Origin of the sequence: Streptomyces sp. SudanB5_2050 (assembly GCF_964272335.1) — a bacterium.
Classification (GTDB): Bacteria; Actinomycetota; Actinomycetes; order Streptomycetales; family Streptomycetaceae; genus Streptomyces; species Streptomyces rochei.
The window spans coordinates 5,365,192-5,383,376 of record NZ_OZ186760.1 but is presented as its reverse complement, the minus strand read 5'-3'; the positions used below and the strand labels follow the sequence as shown (position 1 = coordinate 5,383,376).

The following is an 18,185-nucleotide window of genomic DNA, read 5'->3' as shown; positions in this document are numbered from 1 at the left end:
GGTGTGTTTCGGGGATGCGGCGACTATCTCCCGTGCTGTGAGCGCGGTCACCCTTGCGTTCATTTAGTTCACAATCAAGCCAGGAGAGAGACTTGCGGCATGCACCTCCGCGTCCCGAGACCCCGCAGCCTGGCCGGTCAGCTCTTCGCCATGCAGGCCGTGCTGATAGCGGTCGTCGTGGCCGGATACGCGCTGTTCACCTACATCAGCGACCGGGGGCAGGCGCAGGACGCGGCCGGGCGGCAGGCCAGGGCGGTGTCGCTGGCGATAGCCGACTCGCCGTCCGTGCTGGAGGCCATCGGCTCCCCCGATCCGACCGCGCGGCTCCAGCCGTACGCGGTGCGGGTCATGCGAGACACCGACGTGGACTTCGTGACGATCATGGACCCGGAGGGCATCCGCTGGACCCACCTGGACCCGGGGCAGATCGGCCGTCCCTTCCGCGGGCACATCGAGCGCGCCCAGCGGGGCCAGACCTTCACCGAGACCTACACGGGCACGCTCGGGCCGTCGGTGCGCGCGGTGACACCGGTGCTGGACGACGGGCGGGTGGTCGGACTGGTCAGCGCCGGGATCAAGGTCGAGGAGATCAGCAAGCGGGCGCAGGAGCAGCTGACGGCGCTGCTCGGGGTGGCCGCGGGGGCGCTGCTGCTCGGCGCGGTCGGCACGTACGTGATCAACGCGCGGCTGCGCCGGCACACGCACGGGATGAACGCGGACGAGCTGAGCCGGATGCACGACTACCATCAGGCGGCGCTGCACGCGGTGCGGGAGGGTCTGCTGATGCTGGACGGGCAGTACCGTGTCGCGTTGATCAACGACGGCGGACGGGAGCTGCTGGGCGTGGCCGGTGACGTGGTGGGCGCCTCCGTCGCGGACCTGGGGCTGCCGGCGCAGCTGACGGGGGCGCTGCTGGCGTCGGAGCCGCGGGTGGACGAGGTGCACCTGACCGACCGGCGGGTGCTGGTGGTGAACACCTCGCCGGTCTCCGGCGGCGAGCGGCGGGGCACGGTGGTGACGCTGCGGGACGTGACCGAGCTGCAGTCGCTGATGGGCGAGCTGAACTCGGAGCGCGGCTTCACCCAGGCGCTGCGTTCGCAGGCGCACGAGGCGGCCAACCGGCTGCACACGGTCGTCTCGCTGATCGAGCTGGGACGGGCGGAGGAGGCCGTGGACTTCGCGACGGCCGAACTGGAACTGGCGCAGGCGCTGACCGACCAGGTGGTGGCGGCGGTGAGCGAGCCGGTGCTGGCCGCGCTGCTGCTGGGCAAGACGGCGCAGGCCAACGAGCGGGGAGTGGAGCTGGTGGTGTCGCGGGAGAGCCGACTGGACGACGGACTGCTGCCGCCGTCCCTGCCCGCCCGGGACCTGGTGACGATCCTGGGCAACCTGGTCGACAACGCGGTGGACGCGGCCCAGGGCCGGGTGCCGTCGCGGGTGACGGTGGCGGCGTACACGGAGGCGGCCCGGGGCGGCGAGGTCACCGGCGCGGCTCCGGCGGCCGGCGGCGGGTCCGAACTGGTGCTGCGCGTGTCGGACACGGGCGCGGGGGTCGATCCCGCCCATGCCGACCTGGTCTTCCAGCGGGGTTTCTCGACCAAGCCGGCCGGTGAGGGCGGGCGGGGTCTGGGGCTGGCGCTGGTCAGCCAGGCGGTGCAGCGGCACGGCGGCACCCTGACGGTGACGGAGGCACCGGGCGGTGGCGCCCGGTTCGAGGCGCGGCTGCCGCTGGACGACCCGCAGGGCCGCGCGCCGGCACCGGACGCCCCGGCGGGCAGACGTGCGGCCGGGGGTGCCGTATGAGCGGCACCGCCGAGCAGCCCATCCGGGTCCTGGTCGTCGAGGACGACCCCGTGGCCGCCGACGCGCACGTGCTGTACGTCGGCCGGGTCCCGGGGTTCACGGCCGTCGGCAAGGCGCACTCCGGGGCGGAGGCCCGGCGGATGCTGGACCGCACGCCGGTGGACCTGCTCCTGCTCGACCTGCACCTGCCGGACGGACACGGGCTGCAACTGGCCCGTTCGCTGCGGGCCGCCGGGCACCACACCGACGTGATAGCGGTGACGTCGGCGCGGGACCTGACGGTCGTCCGCGAGGGGGTGTCGCTGGGCGTCGTGCAGTACGTGCTGAAGCCGTTCACCTTCGCCACCCTGCGCGACCGTCTCGTGCGCTACGCGGAGTTCCGGGGCACCGCCGGGGAGGCGAGCGGGCAGGAGGAGGTGGACCGGGCGCTGGCCACCCTCCGGGCCCCCGGCCCGGCCGCCCTGCCGAAGGGACTGAGCGGTCCGACGCTGGAACGGGTGACGGGAGCGCTGCGCGGCTCGGACGAGGGTCTGACGGCGGCCGGGGTCGCGGAGGCGGTGGGCATCTCGCGCATCACGGCCCGCCGCTATCTGGAGCACCTGGTGGAGGCGGGCCGGGCGGGGCGGAGCCCGCTGTACGGGCAGGTGGGGCGGCCGGAGTTGGTGTACCGGTGGGTGCGGGAGAGCGAGCGGGGCCGATGAACACGAGTTGTCCACCGCACACGCATTGACCTGACTAGACCACTCCTCTTACGTTCGCCGAGCAGCCGTCCCGGCCACAGCGTCGTGCCCGTAGGAGGTCTTGCCCGTGCGTCCCACCGTCCGGTCCGTCCGGTTCACCGCCCTGTTCGCCCTCACCGCACTCGCCTCCGCCTCGCTCGCCGCCTGCGGCAGCGGCTCCGGCGGCGACCCGGACACGGTGAAGGTCTCCTTCAAGCAGTCGACGGACAACTCCATCAAGGTGATGGACACCTACCTCGCCGACATCAAGAAGCAGTTCGAGAAGGCCAACCCGGGGAAGAAGGTCGAGCTGGTGCCGATCAAGGCGCCGGACTCGGAGTACTACACCAAGCTCCAGCAGATGCTCCGCTCCCCCAAGACCGCGCCCGATCTGGTCTACGAGGACACGTTCCTCATCAACTCCGACATCACCAGCGGCTACCTGAAGCCCCTCGACGACTACCTGGCGAAGTGGAAGGACTGGGACCGGTTCATCGACACCGCGAAGGCGGCGGCCAGGGGCGAGGACGGCAAGACGTACGGCGTGCCGGACGGGACGGACACCCGGGGGCTGTGGTTCAGCAAGGACGTGTTCGCCAAGGCCGGACTGCCCGCCGACTGGCAGCCCGGGACCTGGGACGAGGTCCTGGACGCCGCCCGCACCATCAAGGAGAAGGTCCCCGGCGTCACACCGATCAACGTGTACACGGGCAAGCCCGCCGGCGAGGCCGCCACCATGCAGGGTTTCCAGATGCTGCTGTACGGCACGGGGGACGGCGGCTCCGACCCGCTGTACGACAAGGACAGCAAGAAGTGGGTCAAGGCGGGGCAGGGGTTCGAGGACTCCCTCGCCTTCGTCGAGACCGTGTACAAGGAGAAGCTCGGCCCGGAGGTCTCCGACGCGCTCGACCCCAACTTCGGCACGAAGGTGCGCGGTGAGCTGCTGCCGCAGGGCAAGTTGGGCATCGCGCTCGACGGCTCCTGGCTGCCGCAGGACTGGCTGGAGGGCAGCGGGCACGAGTGGCCCGAGTGGTCGAAGGAGCTGGGACTGGCCGCCATGCCCACGCAACACGGGCAGGCGCCCGGCAGGGTGAGCATGTCCGGCGGCTGGACCTGGGCGATCCCGGCCAAGGCCGGCAACCCGGACCTGGCCTTCGAGTTCATCAAGACGATGCAGACCAAGGCCAACGCCCAGAAGTGGTACGTCGCCAACTCCGGCATCGCGGTCCGCGAGGACGTGGCGAACGATCCCGCGTACGTCGAGGCGCAGCCCGGCATCTCGTTCTTCACCGACCTCGTCGAGGTCACCCACTACCGGCCCGCCTACCCGGCGTACCCGAAGGTGTCCGTCGCCGTCCAGGAGGCCATGGAGGGCGTCACGACCGGTGACATGACGGTCGAGGAGGCGGCACGCGGGTACGACGAGGCGCTCGAGGAGGCGACCGGCGGCCAGGTGGTCGGCGAGTGAGCGCTGCCACGCCCCCGCACACCGGCCCGCGCCGCCGGCTGGTCCGGGCCCTGCCCCTGACCCCCGCCGTCGTCCTGCTGCTGCTCTTCCTCGCCGGCCCGATCGCGTACTGCGTCGTCATCGCCTTCACCGACCTCCAGCTCACCGGGCAGGCGGAGGAGTCCTTCGTCGGCTTCGACAACTTCACCCGCGCCTTCGGGGACGAGGCGTTCCTCAACGCCGTATGGCTGACCCTGGTGTTCACGGTGCTGTCGTCGCTGATCGGGCAGAACACCCTGGGTCTGGCGCTGGCCTCGCTGATGCAGCGGGCCTCCAAGCCGGTCCGTACGCTCACCGGCGGCATCGTCGTCACCGCGTGGGTGCTGCCGGAGGTGGTGGCCGGCTTCCTGCTCTACGCCTTCTTCCGCCGCGAGGGCACCCTCAACGCCCTCCTGGACTGGCTCCATCTGCCGTCCCAGAACTGGCTGTTCACGCTGCCGATCCTGGCGGTGTCCTTCGCCAACGTGTGGCGGGGCACGGCGTTCTCCATGCTGGTGTACTCGGCGGCGCTCAACGAGATCCCCAAGGAGGTCACCGAGGCCGCCGAGGTGGACGGGGCGAGCGGCTGGCGCCGGATGTGGCACATCACGCTGCCGATGATCCGCCGCTCCATCGGCACCAACCTCATGCTGAACACCCTCCAGACCCTGTCGGTCTTCGGGCTGATCTGGGTGATGACCCGCGGCGGCCCGAGCGGCAGGAGCCAGACGCTGCCGCTGTTCATGTACGAGCAGGCCTTCCAGAACAGCCTGATCGGGTACGGCACGGCGGTGGCGCTCCTGCTGCTGCTGATCGGCTCGCTGTTCTCGGTCGTGTACCTGCGCCTGCTGGGGACGGAGGTCTGAGATGGCGTCCACCCTCGCGCCCCGGGCGGCCCGCAAGACCCGGTCGCCCGCCGCGTCCCGCCGTACCCCCGCCTCCCGGCGCACCCGGCGCCGGCTGGCCGCCGACGCGGGGCTGCTGGCGGCCGCCGCCGCCTTCGTGCTGCCGCTGGCCTGGGTGGTGCTGTCCGCCCTGGACCCGCGGGCGAGCCTGCGGGTGAAGGTCCCCGACGGGGTGACGCTGGACAACTTCGACGCGATCCTCACCCCGGAGGTCACCTTCACCCCGCTGCTGAACAGCCTGGTCCTGTGCGGCGGCGCGACGGCCCTGACGGTGGTGTGCGCGGCGCTCGCGGCGTACCCGCTCTCCCGGTTCCCGTCACGGCTGAACCGGCCGTTCCTGCTGACCGTCCTGTTCGCGACCAGCCTGCCGATCACGGCGATCATGGTGCCGGTCTACGCCCTCTTCGTGCGGGTGAACCTGATCGACACCATGCAGGGGACGATCTTCTTCTTCGCCGCCTCGCAACTTCCCTTCGCCATCTGGCTGATGAAGAACTTCATGGACGGCGTGCCCAAGGAGCTGGAGGAGGCGGCGTGGACGGACGGCGCGTCGTCTCTCCAGTCGCTGCTGCGGATCGTGCTGCCGCTGATGGGGCCGGGCGTGGCGGTGGTGACCGTCTTCTCGTTCGTGATGATGTGGGGGAACTTCTTCGTCCCGTTCATGCTGCTGCTCACCCCGGACCAGATGCCGGCCTCGGTGAGCATCAACGACTTCTTCGGCAACCGGGGCATGGTGGCCTACGGGCAGCTGGCGGCGTTCTCGATCGTCTACTCGACGCCGGTGATCCTGCTGTACGTGCTGATCTCCCGGCGGCTGGGCGGGGGGTTCGCGCTGGGCGGCGCGGTCAAGGGATGACGGGGACCGGTCCGCGTCCGCCCGTAGGTTCCTACGATCCGTATCGCTGGCTGAACAGCCCGTAGTCAAGAAGTGCCCGGACCCCTACGGTGTGGCGCGTGCGCCGACCCTCACCTCACCCGAACCCGTCGGGTCCCCCGTTCAACGCCCTCGCCGCCCGCCGGCTGCGTGCCGCCCTCAACATGGGGCCCGAGCACGTCGCCCACGGCATGCGGGTGTCGTACGGCCTGCCGTACGTCACCCCGGACCACGTCATCGCCTGGGAGCGCGGAGTCGCCTCCCCCGCCGGTTCCGAACTCACCGCGCTCGCCGGGGTGCTGTGGTGCTCGCCCGGCGACCTGATTGGCCGCCCCCAGACCCTGCGCGAGCACCGCGTCGCACGCGGCCTGGCGCCGGAGGACGTGGCGCGTGCCGCCGGGGTGGCGCTCACCGCCTACCTGCGGATGGAGGAGACGGACGGCTGGCGCGGCACCGACCGCCAGTCGGCCGCGCTCGCCCATGTGCTGGACCTCGCGCTGCCCGACTTCGTGGCCGTCACCGGGCGCGAGGAGAAGCTCGCCGAGCTGCTGACCAGCGCCGTCACCACCCGCTGGCAGGGGTATGTGCGTCCGGTCGCCAAGATCGCCCCGCTGGACCGGCGCGTCCTGGAGAACGTCCTCCAGGTGCTGCACCAGGACTACCAGGGGCACATGACCGCCACCCTCAGCTGGGGCGGCGGCGGCCCCGACTCCAGCGCGGCGGGCCGTGACTTCCTCGACCGGGTCGTGGAGCACTTCTGGGCGGCGGTCGAGAAGCACCCGTGAGGCCCGGCGGCCGAAGAGCGCCCGTGCCGCCCGGCGGCCGAGAGGCGCCCGTGAGCCGGGGCCGGGGTCGGGGCCGGGGTCGGGGCCGGCTAGAAGACCGACTCGGCCTCGTCCATCCGGTCCTTGGGCACCGTCTTCAGCTCGGTGACCGCCTCGGCCAGCGGCACCATGACGACGTCCGTGCCGCGCAGCGCGGTCATGCGGCCGAACTCGCCCCGGTGCGCGGCCTCCACCGCGTGCCAGCCGAAGCGGGTGGCGAGCACCCGGTCGTACGCGGTGGGCACGCCGCCGCGCTGGACGTGGCCGAGGATGACCGGCTTGGCCTCCTTGCCGAGCCGGCGCTCCAGCTCGTACGCCAGTGCGGTGCCGATGCCCTGGAAGCGCTCGTGGCCGAACTTGTCGATGGCGCCCTTGCCGTAGTCCATGGACCCCTCGACGGGGTGGGCGCCCTCGGCGACGCAGACCACGGCGAACTTCTTGCCGCGGGAGAAGCGCTCCTCGACCATCTTGACCAGGTCGGCCGGGTCGAAGGGGCGCTCGGGCAGGCAGATGCCGTGGGCGCCGGCGGCCATGCCGGACTCCAGGGCGATCCAGCCGGCGTGCCGGCCCATGACCTCGACGACCATCACGCGCTGGTGGGACTCGGCGGTGGTCTTCAGCCGGTCCATCGCCTCGGTCGCGACGCCGACCGCCGTGTCGAAGCCGAAGGTGCGGTCGGTGGAGGAGATGTCGTTGTCGATGGTCTTCGGCACGCCGACCACCGGCAGACCGGCGTCGGAGAGCATCCGGGCGGCCGTCAGGGTGCCCTCGCCGCCGATCGGGATCAGCGCGTCGATGCCGAAGCTCTGGATCATGTCCCCGGCGTTCTCGCACGCCTCGCGGAGCCGGTCGCGCTCCAGGCGGGAGGAGCCGAGGATGGTGCCGCCGCGGGCCAGGATGCCGCTGACCGCGTTGAGGTCGAGGGCGCGGTAGCGGCCGTCGAGCAGACCGGCGTAGCCGTCCTCGAAGCCGATGACCTCGTCGCCGTAGTTGTCGACCGCTCGGTGCACGACCGACCGGATCACTGCGTTCAGGCCGGGGCAGTCGCCGCCTGCGGTGAGTACGCCGATACGCATCGTGCTGTGTCTCCTGCTCGCTGTTGACACCGGTGAGCCGATTCAATTGTTCCACGCTCCGGGCGCCCTCGAGCACTGACGGACCCGGGCGGTCGTTGACGGGCGCCTTATCCATCGCCGGAGGTATTGTCAAGAGGGTTCCGCTCACCCCGGTGGGCGATTTTTCTGCACGGGACGGCCGCCACCCGTGCGACGGGACGGCCGCCCGGACGAAGCGCCACCACTCGAACCACAGACGAAACGGAGAGCACGCGTGACGCGCAGCGTGTACGTGACCGGTATCGACCGCGGCGACGGCCGCCAGGTCGTCGAACTGGGGGTCATGGAGCTCCTGACCCGGCAGGTCGACCGGGTCGGCGTCTTCCGGCCCCTGGTCCACGACGGACCCGACCGGCTCTTCGAGCTGCTGCGGTCCCGCTACCGGCTCTCGCAGGACCCCGCCACCGTGTACGGCATGGACTACCAGGAGGCGTCCGCCCTCCAGGCCGAGCAGGGCACGGACGAGCTGGTCTCCGCCCTGGTCGACCGCTTCCACCTGGTCGCCCGGGACTACGACGTCGTCCTCGTCCTCGGCACCGACTTCGCCGCCACCCAGCTCCCGGACGAGCTGTCGCTGAACGCGCGGCTGGCCAACGAGTTCGGCGCCTCCGTCCTCCCGGTGGTGGGCGGGCGCGGGCAGACCGCCGAGTCGGTGCTCGCCGAGACCGTCAACGCCTTCCGCGCCTACGACGGGCTGGGCTGCGACGTCCTGGCCATGGTGACCAACCGGGTCGCCCGCGAGGACCGGGACGAGATCGCCGGGCTGCTCGGGGGCCGGCTGCCGGTGCCCTGCTGGGTGGTGCCGGACGAGCCCGCGCTGTCCGCGCCGACCGTCTCGCAGATCGCGCACACCCTCGGCGCCAAGGTGATCCTCGGCGACGACTCGGGGCTCGCCCGGGACGCGCTGGACTTCGTCTTCGGCGGGGCCATGCTGCCCAACCTGCTCGCCGCCCTGACCCCGGGCTGCCTGGTGATCACCCCCGGCGACCGCGCCGACCTGGTGATCGGCACCCTCGCCGCGCACAGCGCCGGCACCCCGCCGATAGCCGGTGTGCTGCTCACCCTGAACGAGGTGCCGGGGGACGGCATCCTCACCCTCGCCGCCCGCCTGGCCCCCGGCACCCCGGTGCTGTCGGTGACCGGCAACAGCTTCCCCACCGCCGAGCAGCTGTTCTCCCTGGAGGGCAAGCTGAACGCGGCCACCCCGCGCAAGGCGGAGACCGCCCTCGGCCTCTTCGAGCGGTACGTCGACACCGCCGACCTCAGCAAGCGGGTCTCCGCGCCGAGCAGCGACCGCGTCACGCCGATGATGTTCGAGCACAAGCTGCTGGAGCAGGCCCGCTCCGACCTGCGCCGGGTCGTGCTCCCGGAGGGCACCGAGGAGCGGGTGCTGCACGCGGCGGAGGTGCTGCTGCGCCGGGGCGTGTGCGAGCTGACGTTGCTCGGTCCCGTCGAGCAGATCCGCAAGAAGGCCGCCGACCTGGGCATCGACCTGGAGGGCGCCGAGCTGATCGACCCGGCCGTCTCCGAGCTGCGGGACTCCTTCGCCGAGAAGTACGCGGCCCTGCGCGCCCACAAGGGCGTGACCGTGGAGCTGGCGTACGACGTGGTCTCCGACGTGAACTACTTCGGCACCCTGATGGTGCAGGAAGGGTTCGCCGACGGGATGGTGTCGGGGTCGGTGCACTCCACGGCGGCGACGATCCGCCCGGCCTTCGAGATCATCAAGACCAAGCCGGACGCGTCGATCGTGTCGTCCGTGTTCTTCATGTGCCTGGCCGACAAGGTGCTGGTCTACGGCGACTGCGCGGTCAACCCGGACCCGGACGCGGAGCAGCTCGCCGACATCGCCACGCAGTCGGCGGCCACGGCGGCGCAGTTCGGCGTCGATCCGCGGATCGCGATGCTGTCCTACTCGACGGGCACCTCCGGTTCCGGCGCCGACGTCGACAAGGTGCGCGAGGCGACCGAGCTGGTCCGCTCCGGCCGGCCCGACCTGCGCATCGAGGGGCCGATCCAGTACGACGCGGCCGTGGAGCCGTCGGTCGCCGCGACCAAGCTGCCGGGCTCGGAGGTCGCCGGGCAGGCCAGCGTGCTGATCTTCCCCGACCTCAACACCGGCAACAACACCTACAAGGCCGTGCAGCGCTCGGCCGGCGCGATCGCCGTCGGCCCGGTCCTCCAGGGGCTGCGCAAGCCGGTCAACGACCTGTCCCGGGGCGCGCTCGTCCAGGACATCGTCAACACCGTCGCCATCACGGCGATCCAGGCCCAGCAGTCCCCGACCGAGAAGGCGTCCGCCCAGTGAGTTCCACCCGTGTCCTCGTCCTCAACTCCGGCTCCTCGTCGGTGAAGTACCAGCTGATCGACATGCGCGACGGCAGCCGGCCGGCGGCGGGGCTGGTCGAGCGGATCGGCGAGCAGACCTCCCGGCTGATCCACACCCACGTCGCCGACGGCGACACCCGGGAGCAGAACGGCCCGATCGCCGACCACGAGGCCGCCCTCAAGGCGGTCGCCGCGGAACTGGGCCGGGACGGCCTGGGCCTGGACTCCCCGGAGCTGGCCGCGATCGGGCACCGGGTGGTGCACGGCGGCATGTTCTTCACCGAGCCGACCCTCGTCGACGAGAACGTGCTCACGGAGATCGAGCGGCTGATCCCGGTCGCGCCGCTGCACAACCCGGCCAACCTCACCGGTATCCGCACCGCGCGGGCGCTCCGTCCCGACCTGCCCCAGGTGGCGGTCTTCGACACGGCGTTCCACACCACCATGCCGGAGTCCGCGGCGCGCTACGCGATCGACCCGAAGATCGCCGACCGGTACCGGGTCCGCCGCTACGGCTTCCACGGCACCTCGCACGCGTACGTCTCCCGCGAGACCGCGCGGCTGCTGGGCAAGGACCCTTCGGAGGTCAACGTCATCGTGCTCCACCTCGGCAACGGCGCCTCGGCCTCGGCGGTCGAGGGCGGCCGGTGCGTGGACACCTCCATGGGACTGACCCCCTTGGAGGGCCTGGTGATGGGTACGCGGTCGGGAGACCTGGACCCGGCGGTCATCTTCCATTTGGAGCGCGTTGGCGGAATGTCCACGGACGAGATCGACACTTTCCTGAACAAGAGGAGCGGTCTGTTCGGTCTGTGCGGCGACAACGACATGCGGGAGATCCGCCGCCGGGTGGACGAGGGCGACGAGCGGGCGCGACTGGCGTTCGACATCTACATTCACCGGTTGAAGAAGTACATCGGTGCCTATTACGCCGTACTCGGACGGGTGGACGCGGTGGCCTTCACGGCCGGCGTCGGGGAGAACTCGGCGCCGGTGCGGGAGGCTGCGGTGGCGGGCCTGGAGGGGCTCGGCCTGGCGGTGGACGGCGAGCTGAACGCCGTACGCGGCGATGAGGCGCGGATCATCTCGCCCGCGGACGCGCGGGTGGCGGTGGCCGTGGTGCCGACCGACGAGGAAATGGAGATCGCGACCCAAACCTACGCGCTGGTAAATGGCTCGGGGAATCTCACCTGAGCGGCATCCCGCCCTTTTGTATTTTCCGCCAGACGGAATATTCCGCAGCGAAACAAACCGATAGGATCGCCCCATGCGCCGTTCGAAAATCGTCTGTACTCTCGGCCCCGCGGTCGACTCCCACGAGCAGCTCGTTGCGCTGATCGAGGCCGGCATGAACGTGGCCCGCTTCAACTTCAGCCACGGCACGCACGCCGAGCACCAGGGCCGTTACGACCGTGTCCGGGCCGCCGCCAAGGAGACCGGCAGGGCCATCGGTGTCCTCGCCGACCTCCAGGGCCCGAAGATCCGCCTGGAGACCTTCGCGGAGGGACCCGTCGAGCTGGTGCGCGGTGACGAGTTCACCATCACCACCGAGGACGTGCCGGGCGACCGGACGATCTGCGGCACAACGTACAAGGGCCTGCCCGGTGACGTCACCAAGGGCGACCAGGTGCTCATCAACGACGGCAACGTCGAGCTGAAGGTCACCGAGGTCGAGGGCCCCCGGGTGAAGACGATCGTCATCGAGGGCGGCGTCATCTCCGACCACAAGGGCATCAACCTGCCCGGCGCGGCGGTCAACGTCCCCGCGCTGAGCGAGAAGGACGTCGAGGACCTCCGGTTCGCGCTGCGGATGGGCTGCGACCTGGTCGCCCTCTCCTTCGTCCGGGACGCCAAGGACGTCGCCGACGTGCACCGCGTGATGGACGAGGAGGGCCGCCGCGTCCCGGTGATCGCCAAGGTGGAGAAGCCCCAGGCGGTCGACAACATGGAGGACGTCGTGATGGCGTTCGACGGCGTGATGGTCGCGCGTGGCGACCTGGCCGTCGAGTACCCGCTCGAGAAGGTCCCCATGGTGCAGAAGCGCCTGATCGAACTGTGCCGGCGCAACGCCAAGCCGGTGATCGTGGCGACCCAGATGATGGAGTCGATGATCACCAACTCCCGTCCGACCCGCGCCGAGGCCTCCGACGTGGCCAACGCGATCCTGGACGGCGCCGACGCGGTGATGCTGTCCGCCGAGTCGTCGGTGGGCGCGTACCCGATCGAGACCGTCAAGACGATGTCGAAGATCGTCACCGCCGCCGAGCAGGAGCTGCTCTCCAAGGGCCTGCAGCCGCTGGTGCCGGGCAAGAAGCCGCGCACGCAGGGCGGTTCGGTGGCCCGCGCCGCCGCCGAGATCGCCGACTTCCTGGGCGGCAAGGGCCTGGTGGCCTTCACCCAGTCCGGTGACACCGCCCGCCGGCTCTCCCGCTACCGCGCGGCCCAGCCGATCCTGGCCTTCACCACCGACGAGTCCACCCGCAACCAGCTGGCGCTCAGCTGGGGCGTGGAGCCGCACGTGGTGCCCTTCGTCAACACCACCGACGAGATGGTCGACCTGGTGGACCAGGAGACGGCCCGCCTCGGCCGCTTCAGCGACGGCGACATCGTCGTGATCACCGCCGGTTCGCCCCCCGGCGTGCCCGGCACCACCAACATGGTCCGGGTCCTCCACCTGGGCGAGACGCGGCGCGGCTGACACCCGCCCCCCCTTCCGGTACGGCACTGAGGGCGCCCCCTGCGACAGGGGGCGCCCTCAGTGGTGTCGCGGCTCCCGAACGGGTCCGTGGGCGGGCTCAGGTCGTGTACTGGTGGAGCCCGGGGATGTGCAGGGTGCCGCCGAACTGGCCGGCCTGGACGACCGTCACCTTGGTGAAGTAGATGAGCGGGATGTCCAGCGGCGGCGGGTGCTCCGGGTCGAAGGTGATCGGGATCAGCCCGAGCAGGTTGCCCGAGATGCTCTCGGTGTACATCACCGTGTCGCCGTCGCGGATGGTGGACGTCGAGCCCTCGGCCGCCTGCACGTGGTAGGTCTTGCCGGACTGCTCGTCCTTCACCGTCTGGTGCAGGTCGCCGATGTCGGTGCCGCCCGAGATGACGTACTTCAGCACCTTCTTGGTGGTGCCGTCGGCCGTCTTCACCTCGACGACGCCCTTGTAGGAGGCGCCCTTCAGCAGCAGCGAACTGGCGTTGAGGTACCAGGGGTCGTCGGGCAGCGGCACCGTGTTGTCGACGCCGCCCTCCGCGTCCGTGGCGACCGGGCAGTCCTCGGGATCGGTGCCGGCGCTCTCGGAGGCGCTGGGGGACGGGCTGGGCGAGGCGGTGGCCTCTCCGGCCGCCTCCTCGGCGTCCTCCTCGGCGTCCTTCGCGTCCTTCGCGTCCTTCGCGCCCTCGGCGGCTTCCTCGGCCTTTCCGGCCGCCTCGTCCACCGGCTCCCCGGCGTCCTCGGCCGCCTTCGACGCCGCGTCGGCCGTGTCCTTCACGGCGTCCTCGGCCGTGCCGGCGGCCTCCTTCGCCGGGTCGGCCGCGTCCTCCCCGGCGCTCGCCGACGCCGAGGGGGTCGGCGTGGGGCTCGGGGTCTCCTCGGCCTTGTCGCCGCCGGTGAAGATGCCCTCGATGGCGTCGCCGAGGCCGCCCAGCAGTCCGCCTTCGGACTCGGACGGGGACGGGGACGGGGTCGGCTCCGCGGCGTCCGCACCGGGCTCCTCCCGGCTCTGCGGCTCCTTGCTCGGCGACTCCTGGGAGGCGGAGGGGCTGGGGGCCGGGCCGGCCTCGTCGTCGGAACCTGAATCCGACGAAGAGGTGCCGCCCGCGTCCTCGGCCGCTCCCTCGCCCTTGCCCGAGTCCTCGCCGGATTCACCGGACTCGCCGGAGGCCGACGTCTCGGGTTCCGGCTTGCCGTCCTCGCCGTCCTCGGCCCCGTCGGTCGCCGAGGGCGAGGCGGAGGCGGACGGGTCCTTCTCGGCGTCCTCCAGGGCCGCCACGCAGTCCTTGTACTCGTCCGCGGTCAGGCTGTTGGAGGTGGGCTTCGCCGTGTCGTTGCCGTCGGCGAGGGCCAGCGTCGGCGTGAACCCCATCCCCATGAGGACGGCCGTGGGCATCGCCGCCAGGGCTATCGCCTTCCCGGCCGGCATGTGGAACCTGGTGAACAACGGCTTCTTGGGTGCCGCGTGGCGCGGCCCGGTTCTCACACGGAACGACTCCACGTCAGTCCCGCGGGTCACCTCGTCAGCCGGCACTGTGCCTCCCGTTCGCCCCGTTGGCCGGGCTCGTTCCTGACAGATCGTTCGGCTCTCCCGCCCCGTCCCGCGGCTGCGGCACCGTGGACTCGGGCACCGGGGTGCCGGGAGCCTCGGTCACGGGAGACACGCTCTCGGGCGCGCCGCCCGTCCCCTTGCCCTCCAGCGGCGGCTCGGCCTGCGGCGGCTCGCCCGGCGCCCACGACACGGCCATCGCCCCGCCGATCAGCGCGAGCAGGAAGCCGATGAGGAACCCGCCGAGGTTGGACACGGGGATGGACACCAGCGCCAGCAGGATCGCCGCCACGCCCGCGAAGACCCGGACGTGCTTCTGGAACCACAGGCTGACGCCCAGGACGACCAGCAGCACGCCGATGATCAGGGATCCGGCACCCGCGGTGGTGGCCATCGCCAGCGTCAGGTGACCGATCTGGAGGTTCGCGTACGGGAAGTAGGCGATGGGGAGTCCGCCGAGCGCGACGAACAGGCCGGCCCAGAACGGCCGCGCGCCTCGCCAGGCACGGAACTGCAGCCTCCGGCGGGTGAACTGGCCGGCTGCGGCAGGAGTCTCGGCGCTCATGGAAAACAGCTCCCTGGTACGGCTTTGCTGTGGTGGAGATGTGGACCGTGCGCGAGGACACGGCCGGAGAGTGGACGGGCGGGGGCGCCACCGGCTCCCCCGCCCGTCAGGGGGTGCTTAGTAGCACTCCTTGACACCCTTGGACAGCGACATCTTCAGTCCGCTGAGCTTGAAGGTTCCGGCGGTGGTCGCCCACGCCGTCTGCTTCACGTCGGTCAGCGTGGCCGAGTCGGCCTGCTGCGAGAACCCGTACGGGTTCGCCGTGTCGCCCTTCTTGATGCCGGGACCCTTGTTGGCGTCCTTGGCGGCCACACCGATGTCGATGCCGCGGAACGTGGCATCGGCCTCGAGCTGCTCGACGTCGATGTACAGGTTCTTGGCCTCGACCGGGGTGCTGCCGCCGCCCGCCTTGAGCATGAGGCTGACCGAACCGATCAGCGGGATGTCCGGGGTGACCACGGACTGGCACATGCCCTTGATGGACGCGGACCTGAACGCCGAGACGGCGACGGGGTGAGCCGTCTTCTCGCCCTTCAGCGTGTAACCCGAGTCAATGGCCCCGTACTGGGAGAAACCCGTACCGTCGAGCCGGTCCGCCGTCACCTTGAACGACTGTCCGGACACGCTGAACGACGCGGCCAGGGCACCCTGCCCCAGCGCGACGCCTATCGCGGCCGTCGCGGCGACGCTGGGCACCATCACCACAGCGAACCGCTTCCATCTGGTCCCGCCACGCACCTGGGACTCCATATTTCCTCCTTCTCGGACGTACATCTCCTGGCCTCGGCCCGCCCCCGGAACGGCGGCCGGCCTGGCAGGGATGGGAGAAGTGCTACGTCCTCGGGAAGGAGAGCGCCCGCGCTCGACGGCACGTACCAGACGAGCCCGAATCACCGGCGATCACCCCCGAGCGACAACCACTGGTCGCGCCTGACACGCATCACGCACAACCCTGCTGGACAGGCTTCACCGGGTGGGCGAAGACCCCCCTGTCCAAGAGCCGGCGCCACTGGTGCCGGCTCTGCTCGGTGGGGACCCAGGAACCCCCGCGACCCGACTGGCTTTCGGGGTACGGGAATGGACCGAGCGTCGCCGATCGTGGTGCATTCTCGCCGTCGACACAAGGGGGTTCGTTACTCACTAGTAACGGCCGGATAACCGTGGGACGACACACGGATCCCGAACGGCGACGCTGGGTGTGTCATACGGGCAGAACAAAACTATTGATCGCTGGACAGAACCCGACAGATCGGCGCCTGCGACTTACTGCCAGTAACAGCGGCCGCGATTGCCAAGATTTGGCAAAGCGCGGCCGCAGTGGCGTACCGGAGACAGCTCTTTCACACGGGCACCACCCGGGCGAACGGTCGGCGACCGATCGGTGTCGGGCGGCGGAACCGCCCGCTAGAACAGGGCGCGGGCCAGCGCCCTGCGAGCCGCGGCCACCCGCGGGTCGTCCGCGCCGACGACCTCGAACAGCTCCAGCAGCCGCAGCCGGACGGTGTCCCGGTCGTCCCCGGCCGTGAGGCGGACCGTGTCGATGAGCCGCCCGAAGGCGTCCTCCACGTGACCGCCCACCAGGTCCAGGTCGGCGGCGGCGATCTGCGCCCGGGCGTCGCCGGGCTTGTCGGCCGCCTCCTGACGGACCCGCTGCGGGTCGGCGTCCTGGACGCGCTGGAGCAACTCGGCCTGGGCGAGGCCCAGTTTGGCCTCCGTGTTGGCGGGGTCCTCGGCCAGCACGTTCTTGTACGCCTGGACGGCACCGCCCAGGTCGCCGGCGTCCAGAGCCTGCACGGCGGCCTCGAGCGCCGCGTCGTGCGGGCCGGCCGGACGCTCGGGGGCGGCCGCCTGGGCCGCGCCCGGCTCCGCCTCGGGGTCGACGGCGAGGCCGGTCAGGCCGAACCGCTGCTCGGCGACCTGCACCAGCTGGTCGAGGGTCTGGCGGATCTGCGTCTCGCTCGCGGCGCCCTGGAAGAGCGGCAGCGCCTGGCCGGCCACGACCGCGAACACGGCCGGGATGCCCTGGACGCCGAACTGCTGCATCAGCATCTGATTGGCGTCGACGTCGATCTTGGCGAGGAGGAAGCGCCCGTTGTACTCGACGGCGAGCCGCTCCAGGACCGGGCTCAGCTGCTTGCAGGGCTCGCACCACTCGGCCCAGAAGTCGATGACGACCGGGACCTCGGTGGACCGCTGCAGGACGTCGCTCTCGAAGCGGGCCTCGTCGACGTCGATGACGAGGTCGGCCGGGGAGACGGCGCCCGTCCCGCCGTTCCTGGCCGCCTCGGCGCGCGCCTGCTCCGCCTTCGCCTTGGCCTCCTGGGCCTGCTTCACCGCGGCGAGGTCGACGACCCCGCTCATGGACATGTTCCGTGGCTGCATGGGTCTATCCTCCCCCGTACCGCGCGTGTGCGTGAAAAGCGGGGTGAAAGCCCGCCTGTTCGTGTGCTGTTGGCAGTCCTGCCGGCGCCGGGTCCCCACCCCACGCCCGTGGTCGTCGCTGGGGCGCGGGCGGTCCCGCGCTTTCGCTACGACCCGTAGCGTAATGCCAGGACGGTCCGCCGGGACAGCCCTCCCCAGTGATCTGCCTCACGGACGCCCGCTCGTTACTCGCCGGTTAAGGTCGGGGGATGCAGAGCAGCACCCCCGCCGGCCGTGCCGGGCGCCCGCGCAGCGCCGCGGCGGACACCGCGATCCTGGCCGCGACGCGGGCGGCCCTGGTGGAACTGGGCTGGTCGAAGCTCACCCTTCAGGACGTGGCCACGCGGGCCGGGGTTGCCAAGACGACGCTGTACCGCCGCTGGTCGGGCAAGAACGAGCTGGTCGTCGACGCGGTCGCGGAGCTCTTCGACGAGCTGCGGCTCCCCGACCTCGGCTCCCTGGCCGCCGACATCGAGGGCGTGGTGCTCCAGTTCGCGGCGATCCTGGCCCGTCCCGAGGCCAAGAGCGGGCTGATGGCGGTGGTCGCCGAGTCCACCCGCGACGAGGCGCTGCGCGAACGCATCCGCACGTCGATCGTGGAGCGGCAGAAGCGGCTGGTGCTGGAGGGCCGGGCCCGCGCGCAGGCCAGGGGCGAGCTGCCTCCCGAGCCGGACGCGGCGGAGGCGGCCCGCACGGCGGACCTCATCTTCGACGTGGTGGCGGGCGCGGTGGTGCACCGCACCCTGGTCAGCGCGGAGGCGGCGGACGGTGCGTGGGTGCGCAGCTTCACCCAGGTCCTGCTCCGGGGCCTGACCACACCCCCGACCGAACCACCCACCCCCTGACCACCCGGCCGACCGGGCAGACCGGCGAAGGCCGGGGGTCCAGGGGG

The 18,185-nt window shown here is 71.3% G+C and carries 15 protein-coding genes; 10 read left to right on the top strand and 5 right to left on the bottom strand.

The genetic code is table 11. The features are described 5' to 3' along the window. The first annotated feature begins 99 nt into the window (after positions 1 to 99). From ACFZP7_RS24160 to ACFZP7_RS24135, 6 genes are all read left to right on the top strand, one after another. Entirely contained in the window at positions 100 to 1,803 is a 1,704-nt protein-coding gene (locus tag ACFZP7_RS24160; protein WP_385635652.1) for an ATP-binding protein, read from the top strand. Further along, complete coding sequence (locus ACFZP7_RS24155) at positions 1,800 to 2,504, top strand: response regulator (protein ID WP_031016347.1); 705 nt, start codon at positions 1,800 to 1,802, stop codon at positions 2,502 to 2,504. The genes ACFZP7_RS24160 and ACFZP7_RS24155 overlap by 4 nt, the downstream gene beginning before the upstream one ends. Positions 2,505 to 2,610: 106 nt before the next feature. Next, complete coding sequence (locus ACFZP7_RS24150; protein ID WP_385635650.1) at positions 2,611 to 3,990, top strand: extracellular solute-binding protein; 1,380 nt, start codon at positions 2,611 to 2,613, stop codon at positions 3,988 to 3,990. Continuing rightward, complete coding sequence (locus ACFZP7_RS24145; RefSeq protein WP_385635648.1) at positions 3,987 to 4,874, top strand: carbohydrate ABC transporter permease; 888 nt, start codon at positions 3,987 to 3,989, stop codon at positions 4,872 to 4,874. Before ACFZP7_RS24150 ends, ACFZP7_RS24145 begins: the two co-directional genes overlap by 4 nt. Position 4,875: 1 nt before the next feature. Continuing rightward, positions 4,876 to 5,769 carry a carbohydrate ABC transporter permease gene (locus ACFZP7_RS24140; RefSeq protein ID WP_385635646.1) on the top strand — a complete coding sequence of 298 codons (894 nt, stop codon included), beginning with the start codon at positions 4,876 to 4,878 and terminating at the stop codon, positions 5,767 to 5,769. Positions 5,770 to 5,858: 89 nt separating this feature from the next. Next, complete coding sequence (locus ACFZP7_RS24135) at positions 5,859 to 6,572, top strand: helix-turn-helix transcriptional regulator (protein WP_030970624.1); 714 nt, start codon at positions 5,859 to 5,861, stop codon at positions 6,570 to 6,572. Positions 6,573 to 6,661: 89 nt separating this feature from the next. Here the strand turns inward: ACFZP7_RS24135 and ACFZP7_RS24130 are convergent, their stop codons facing one another. Next, positions 6,662 to 7,687, bottom strand: coding sequence for an ATP-dependent 6-phosphofructokinase (locus ACFZP7_RS24130; RefSeq protein ID WP_019326805.1), 1,026 nt, complete (start codon positions 7,685 to 7,687; stop codon positions 6,662 to 6,664). Between the two features lie 253 nt (positions 7,688 to 7,940). Here ACFZP7_RS24130 and pta point away from each other — a divergent pair, with 253 nt between their 5' ends. The 3 genes from pta (at position 7,941) to pyk (ending at position 12,752) form a co-directional block, all read left to right on the top strand. Continuing rightward, positions 7,941 to 10,034, top strand: a complete 2,094-nt coding sequence (pta, locus tag ACFZP7_RS24125) for a phosphate acetyltransferase (RefSeq protein ID WP_019326806.1) — start codon at positions 7,941 to 7,943, stop codon at positions 10,032 to 10,034. After that, positions 10,031 to 11,248 (top strand): acetate kinase, encoded by a 1,218-nt coding sequence (locus tag ACFZP7_RS24120; RefSeq protein WP_031016337.1) that lies wholly within the window; start codon positions 10,031 to 10,033, stop codon positions 11,246 to 11,248. Before pta ends, ACFZP7_RS24120 begins: the two co-directional genes overlap by 4 nt. Before the next feature lie 73 nt (positions 11,249 to 11,321). After that, a complete protein-coding gene (gene pyk, locus ACFZP7_RS24115; RefSeq protein WP_030970621.1) occupies positions 11,322 to 12,752 on the top strand; it encodes a pyruvate kinase in 1,431 nt (476 codons plus the stop codon). A gap of 97 nt (positions 12,753 to 12,849) precedes the next feature. Here pyk and ACFZP7_RS24110 read toward each other — a convergent pair whose 3' ends face one another. The 4 genes from ACFZP7_RS24110 to ACFZP7_RS24095 form a co-directional block, all read right to left on the bottom strand. Further along, positions 12,850 to 14,292 carry a hypothetical protein gene (locus tag ACFZP7_RS24110; protein WP_385635642.1) on the bottom strand — a complete coding sequence of 481 codons (1,443 nt, stop codon included), beginning with the start codon at positions 14,290 to 14,292 and terminating at the stop codon, positions 12,850 to 12,852. Beyond that, positions 14,282 to 14,872 (bottom strand): DUF6114 domain-containing protein, encoded by a 591-nt coding sequence (locus ACFZP7_RS24105; protein ID WP_019326810.1) that lies wholly within the window; start codon positions 14,870 to 14,872, stop codon positions 14,282 to 14,284. Before ACFZP7_RS24105 ends, ACFZP7_RS24110 begins: the two co-directional genes overlap by 11 nt. 117 nt (positions 14,873 to 14,989) lie before the next feature. Then, positions 14,990 to 15,622: a DUF6230 family protein gene (locus tag ACFZP7_RS24100; protein WP_019326811.1), complete on the bottom strand. Its 633-nt coding sequence runs from the start codon at positions 15,620 to 15,622 to the stop codon at positions 14,990 to 14,992. Positions 15,623 to 16,276: 654 nt separating this feature from the next. Continuing rightward, entirely contained in the window at positions 16,277 to 17,254 is a 978-nt protein-coding gene (locus ACFZP7_RS24095) for a tetratricopeptide repeat protein (protein WP_385635638.1), read from the bottom strand. Between the two features lie 248 nt (positions 17,255 to 17,502). Between ACFZP7_RS24095 and ACFZP7_RS24090 the strand changes: the two genes are divergently transcribed. Continuing rightward, positions 17,503 to 18,138, top strand: a complete 636-nt coding sequence (locus ACFZP7_RS24090) for a TetR/AcrR family transcriptional regulator (protein WP_030970610.1) — start codon at positions 17,503 to 17,505, stop codon at positions 18,136 to 18,138. Positions 18,139 to 18,185: the final 47 nt, after the last annotated feature.

What these genes read in the sequence shown, in the direction of transcription:
- ACFZP7_RS24130 (WP_019326805.1), bottom strand. Translation starts at nt 7,687, where the DNA reads ATGCGTATCGGCGTACTCACCGCAGGCGGCGACTGCCCCGGCCTGAAC.
- ACFZP7_RS24090 (WP_030970610.1), top strand. Translation starts at nt 17,503, where the DNA reads ATGCAGAGCAGCACCCCCGCCGGCCGTGCCGGGCGCCCGCGCAGCGCC.
- ACFZP7_RS24095 (WP_385635638.1), bottom strand. Translation starts at nt 17,254, where the DNA reads ATGCAGCCACGGAACATGTCCATGAGCGGGGTCGTCGACCTCGCCGCG.
- ACFZP7_RS24140 (WP_385635646.1), top strand. Translation starts at nt 4,876, where the DNA reads ATGGCGTCCACCCTCGCGCCCCGGGCGGCCCGCAAGACCCGGTCGCCC.
- pyk (WP_030970621.1), top strand. Translation starts at nt 11,322, where the DNA reads ATGCGCCGTTCGAAAATCGTCTGTACTCTCGGCCCCGCGGTCGACTCC.
- ACFZP7_RS24100 (WP_019326811.1), bottom strand. Translation starts at nt 15,622, where the DNA reads ATGGAGTCCCAGGTGCGTGGCGGGACCAGATGGAAGCGGTTCGCTGTG.
- ACFZP7_RS24105 (WP_019326810.1), bottom strand. Translation starts at nt 14,872, where the DNA reads ATGAGCGCCGAGACTCCTGCCGCAGCCGGCCAGTTCACCCGCCGGAGG.
- ACFZP7_RS24160 (WP_385635652.1), top strand. Translation starts at nt 100, where the DNA reads ATGCACCTCCGCGTCCCGAGACCCCGCAGCCTGGCCGGTCAGCTCTTC.
- ACFZP7_RS24155 (WP_031016347.1), top strand. Translation starts at nt 1,800, where the DNA reads ATGAGCGGCACCGCCGAGCAGCCCATCCGGGTCCTGGTCGTCGAGGAC.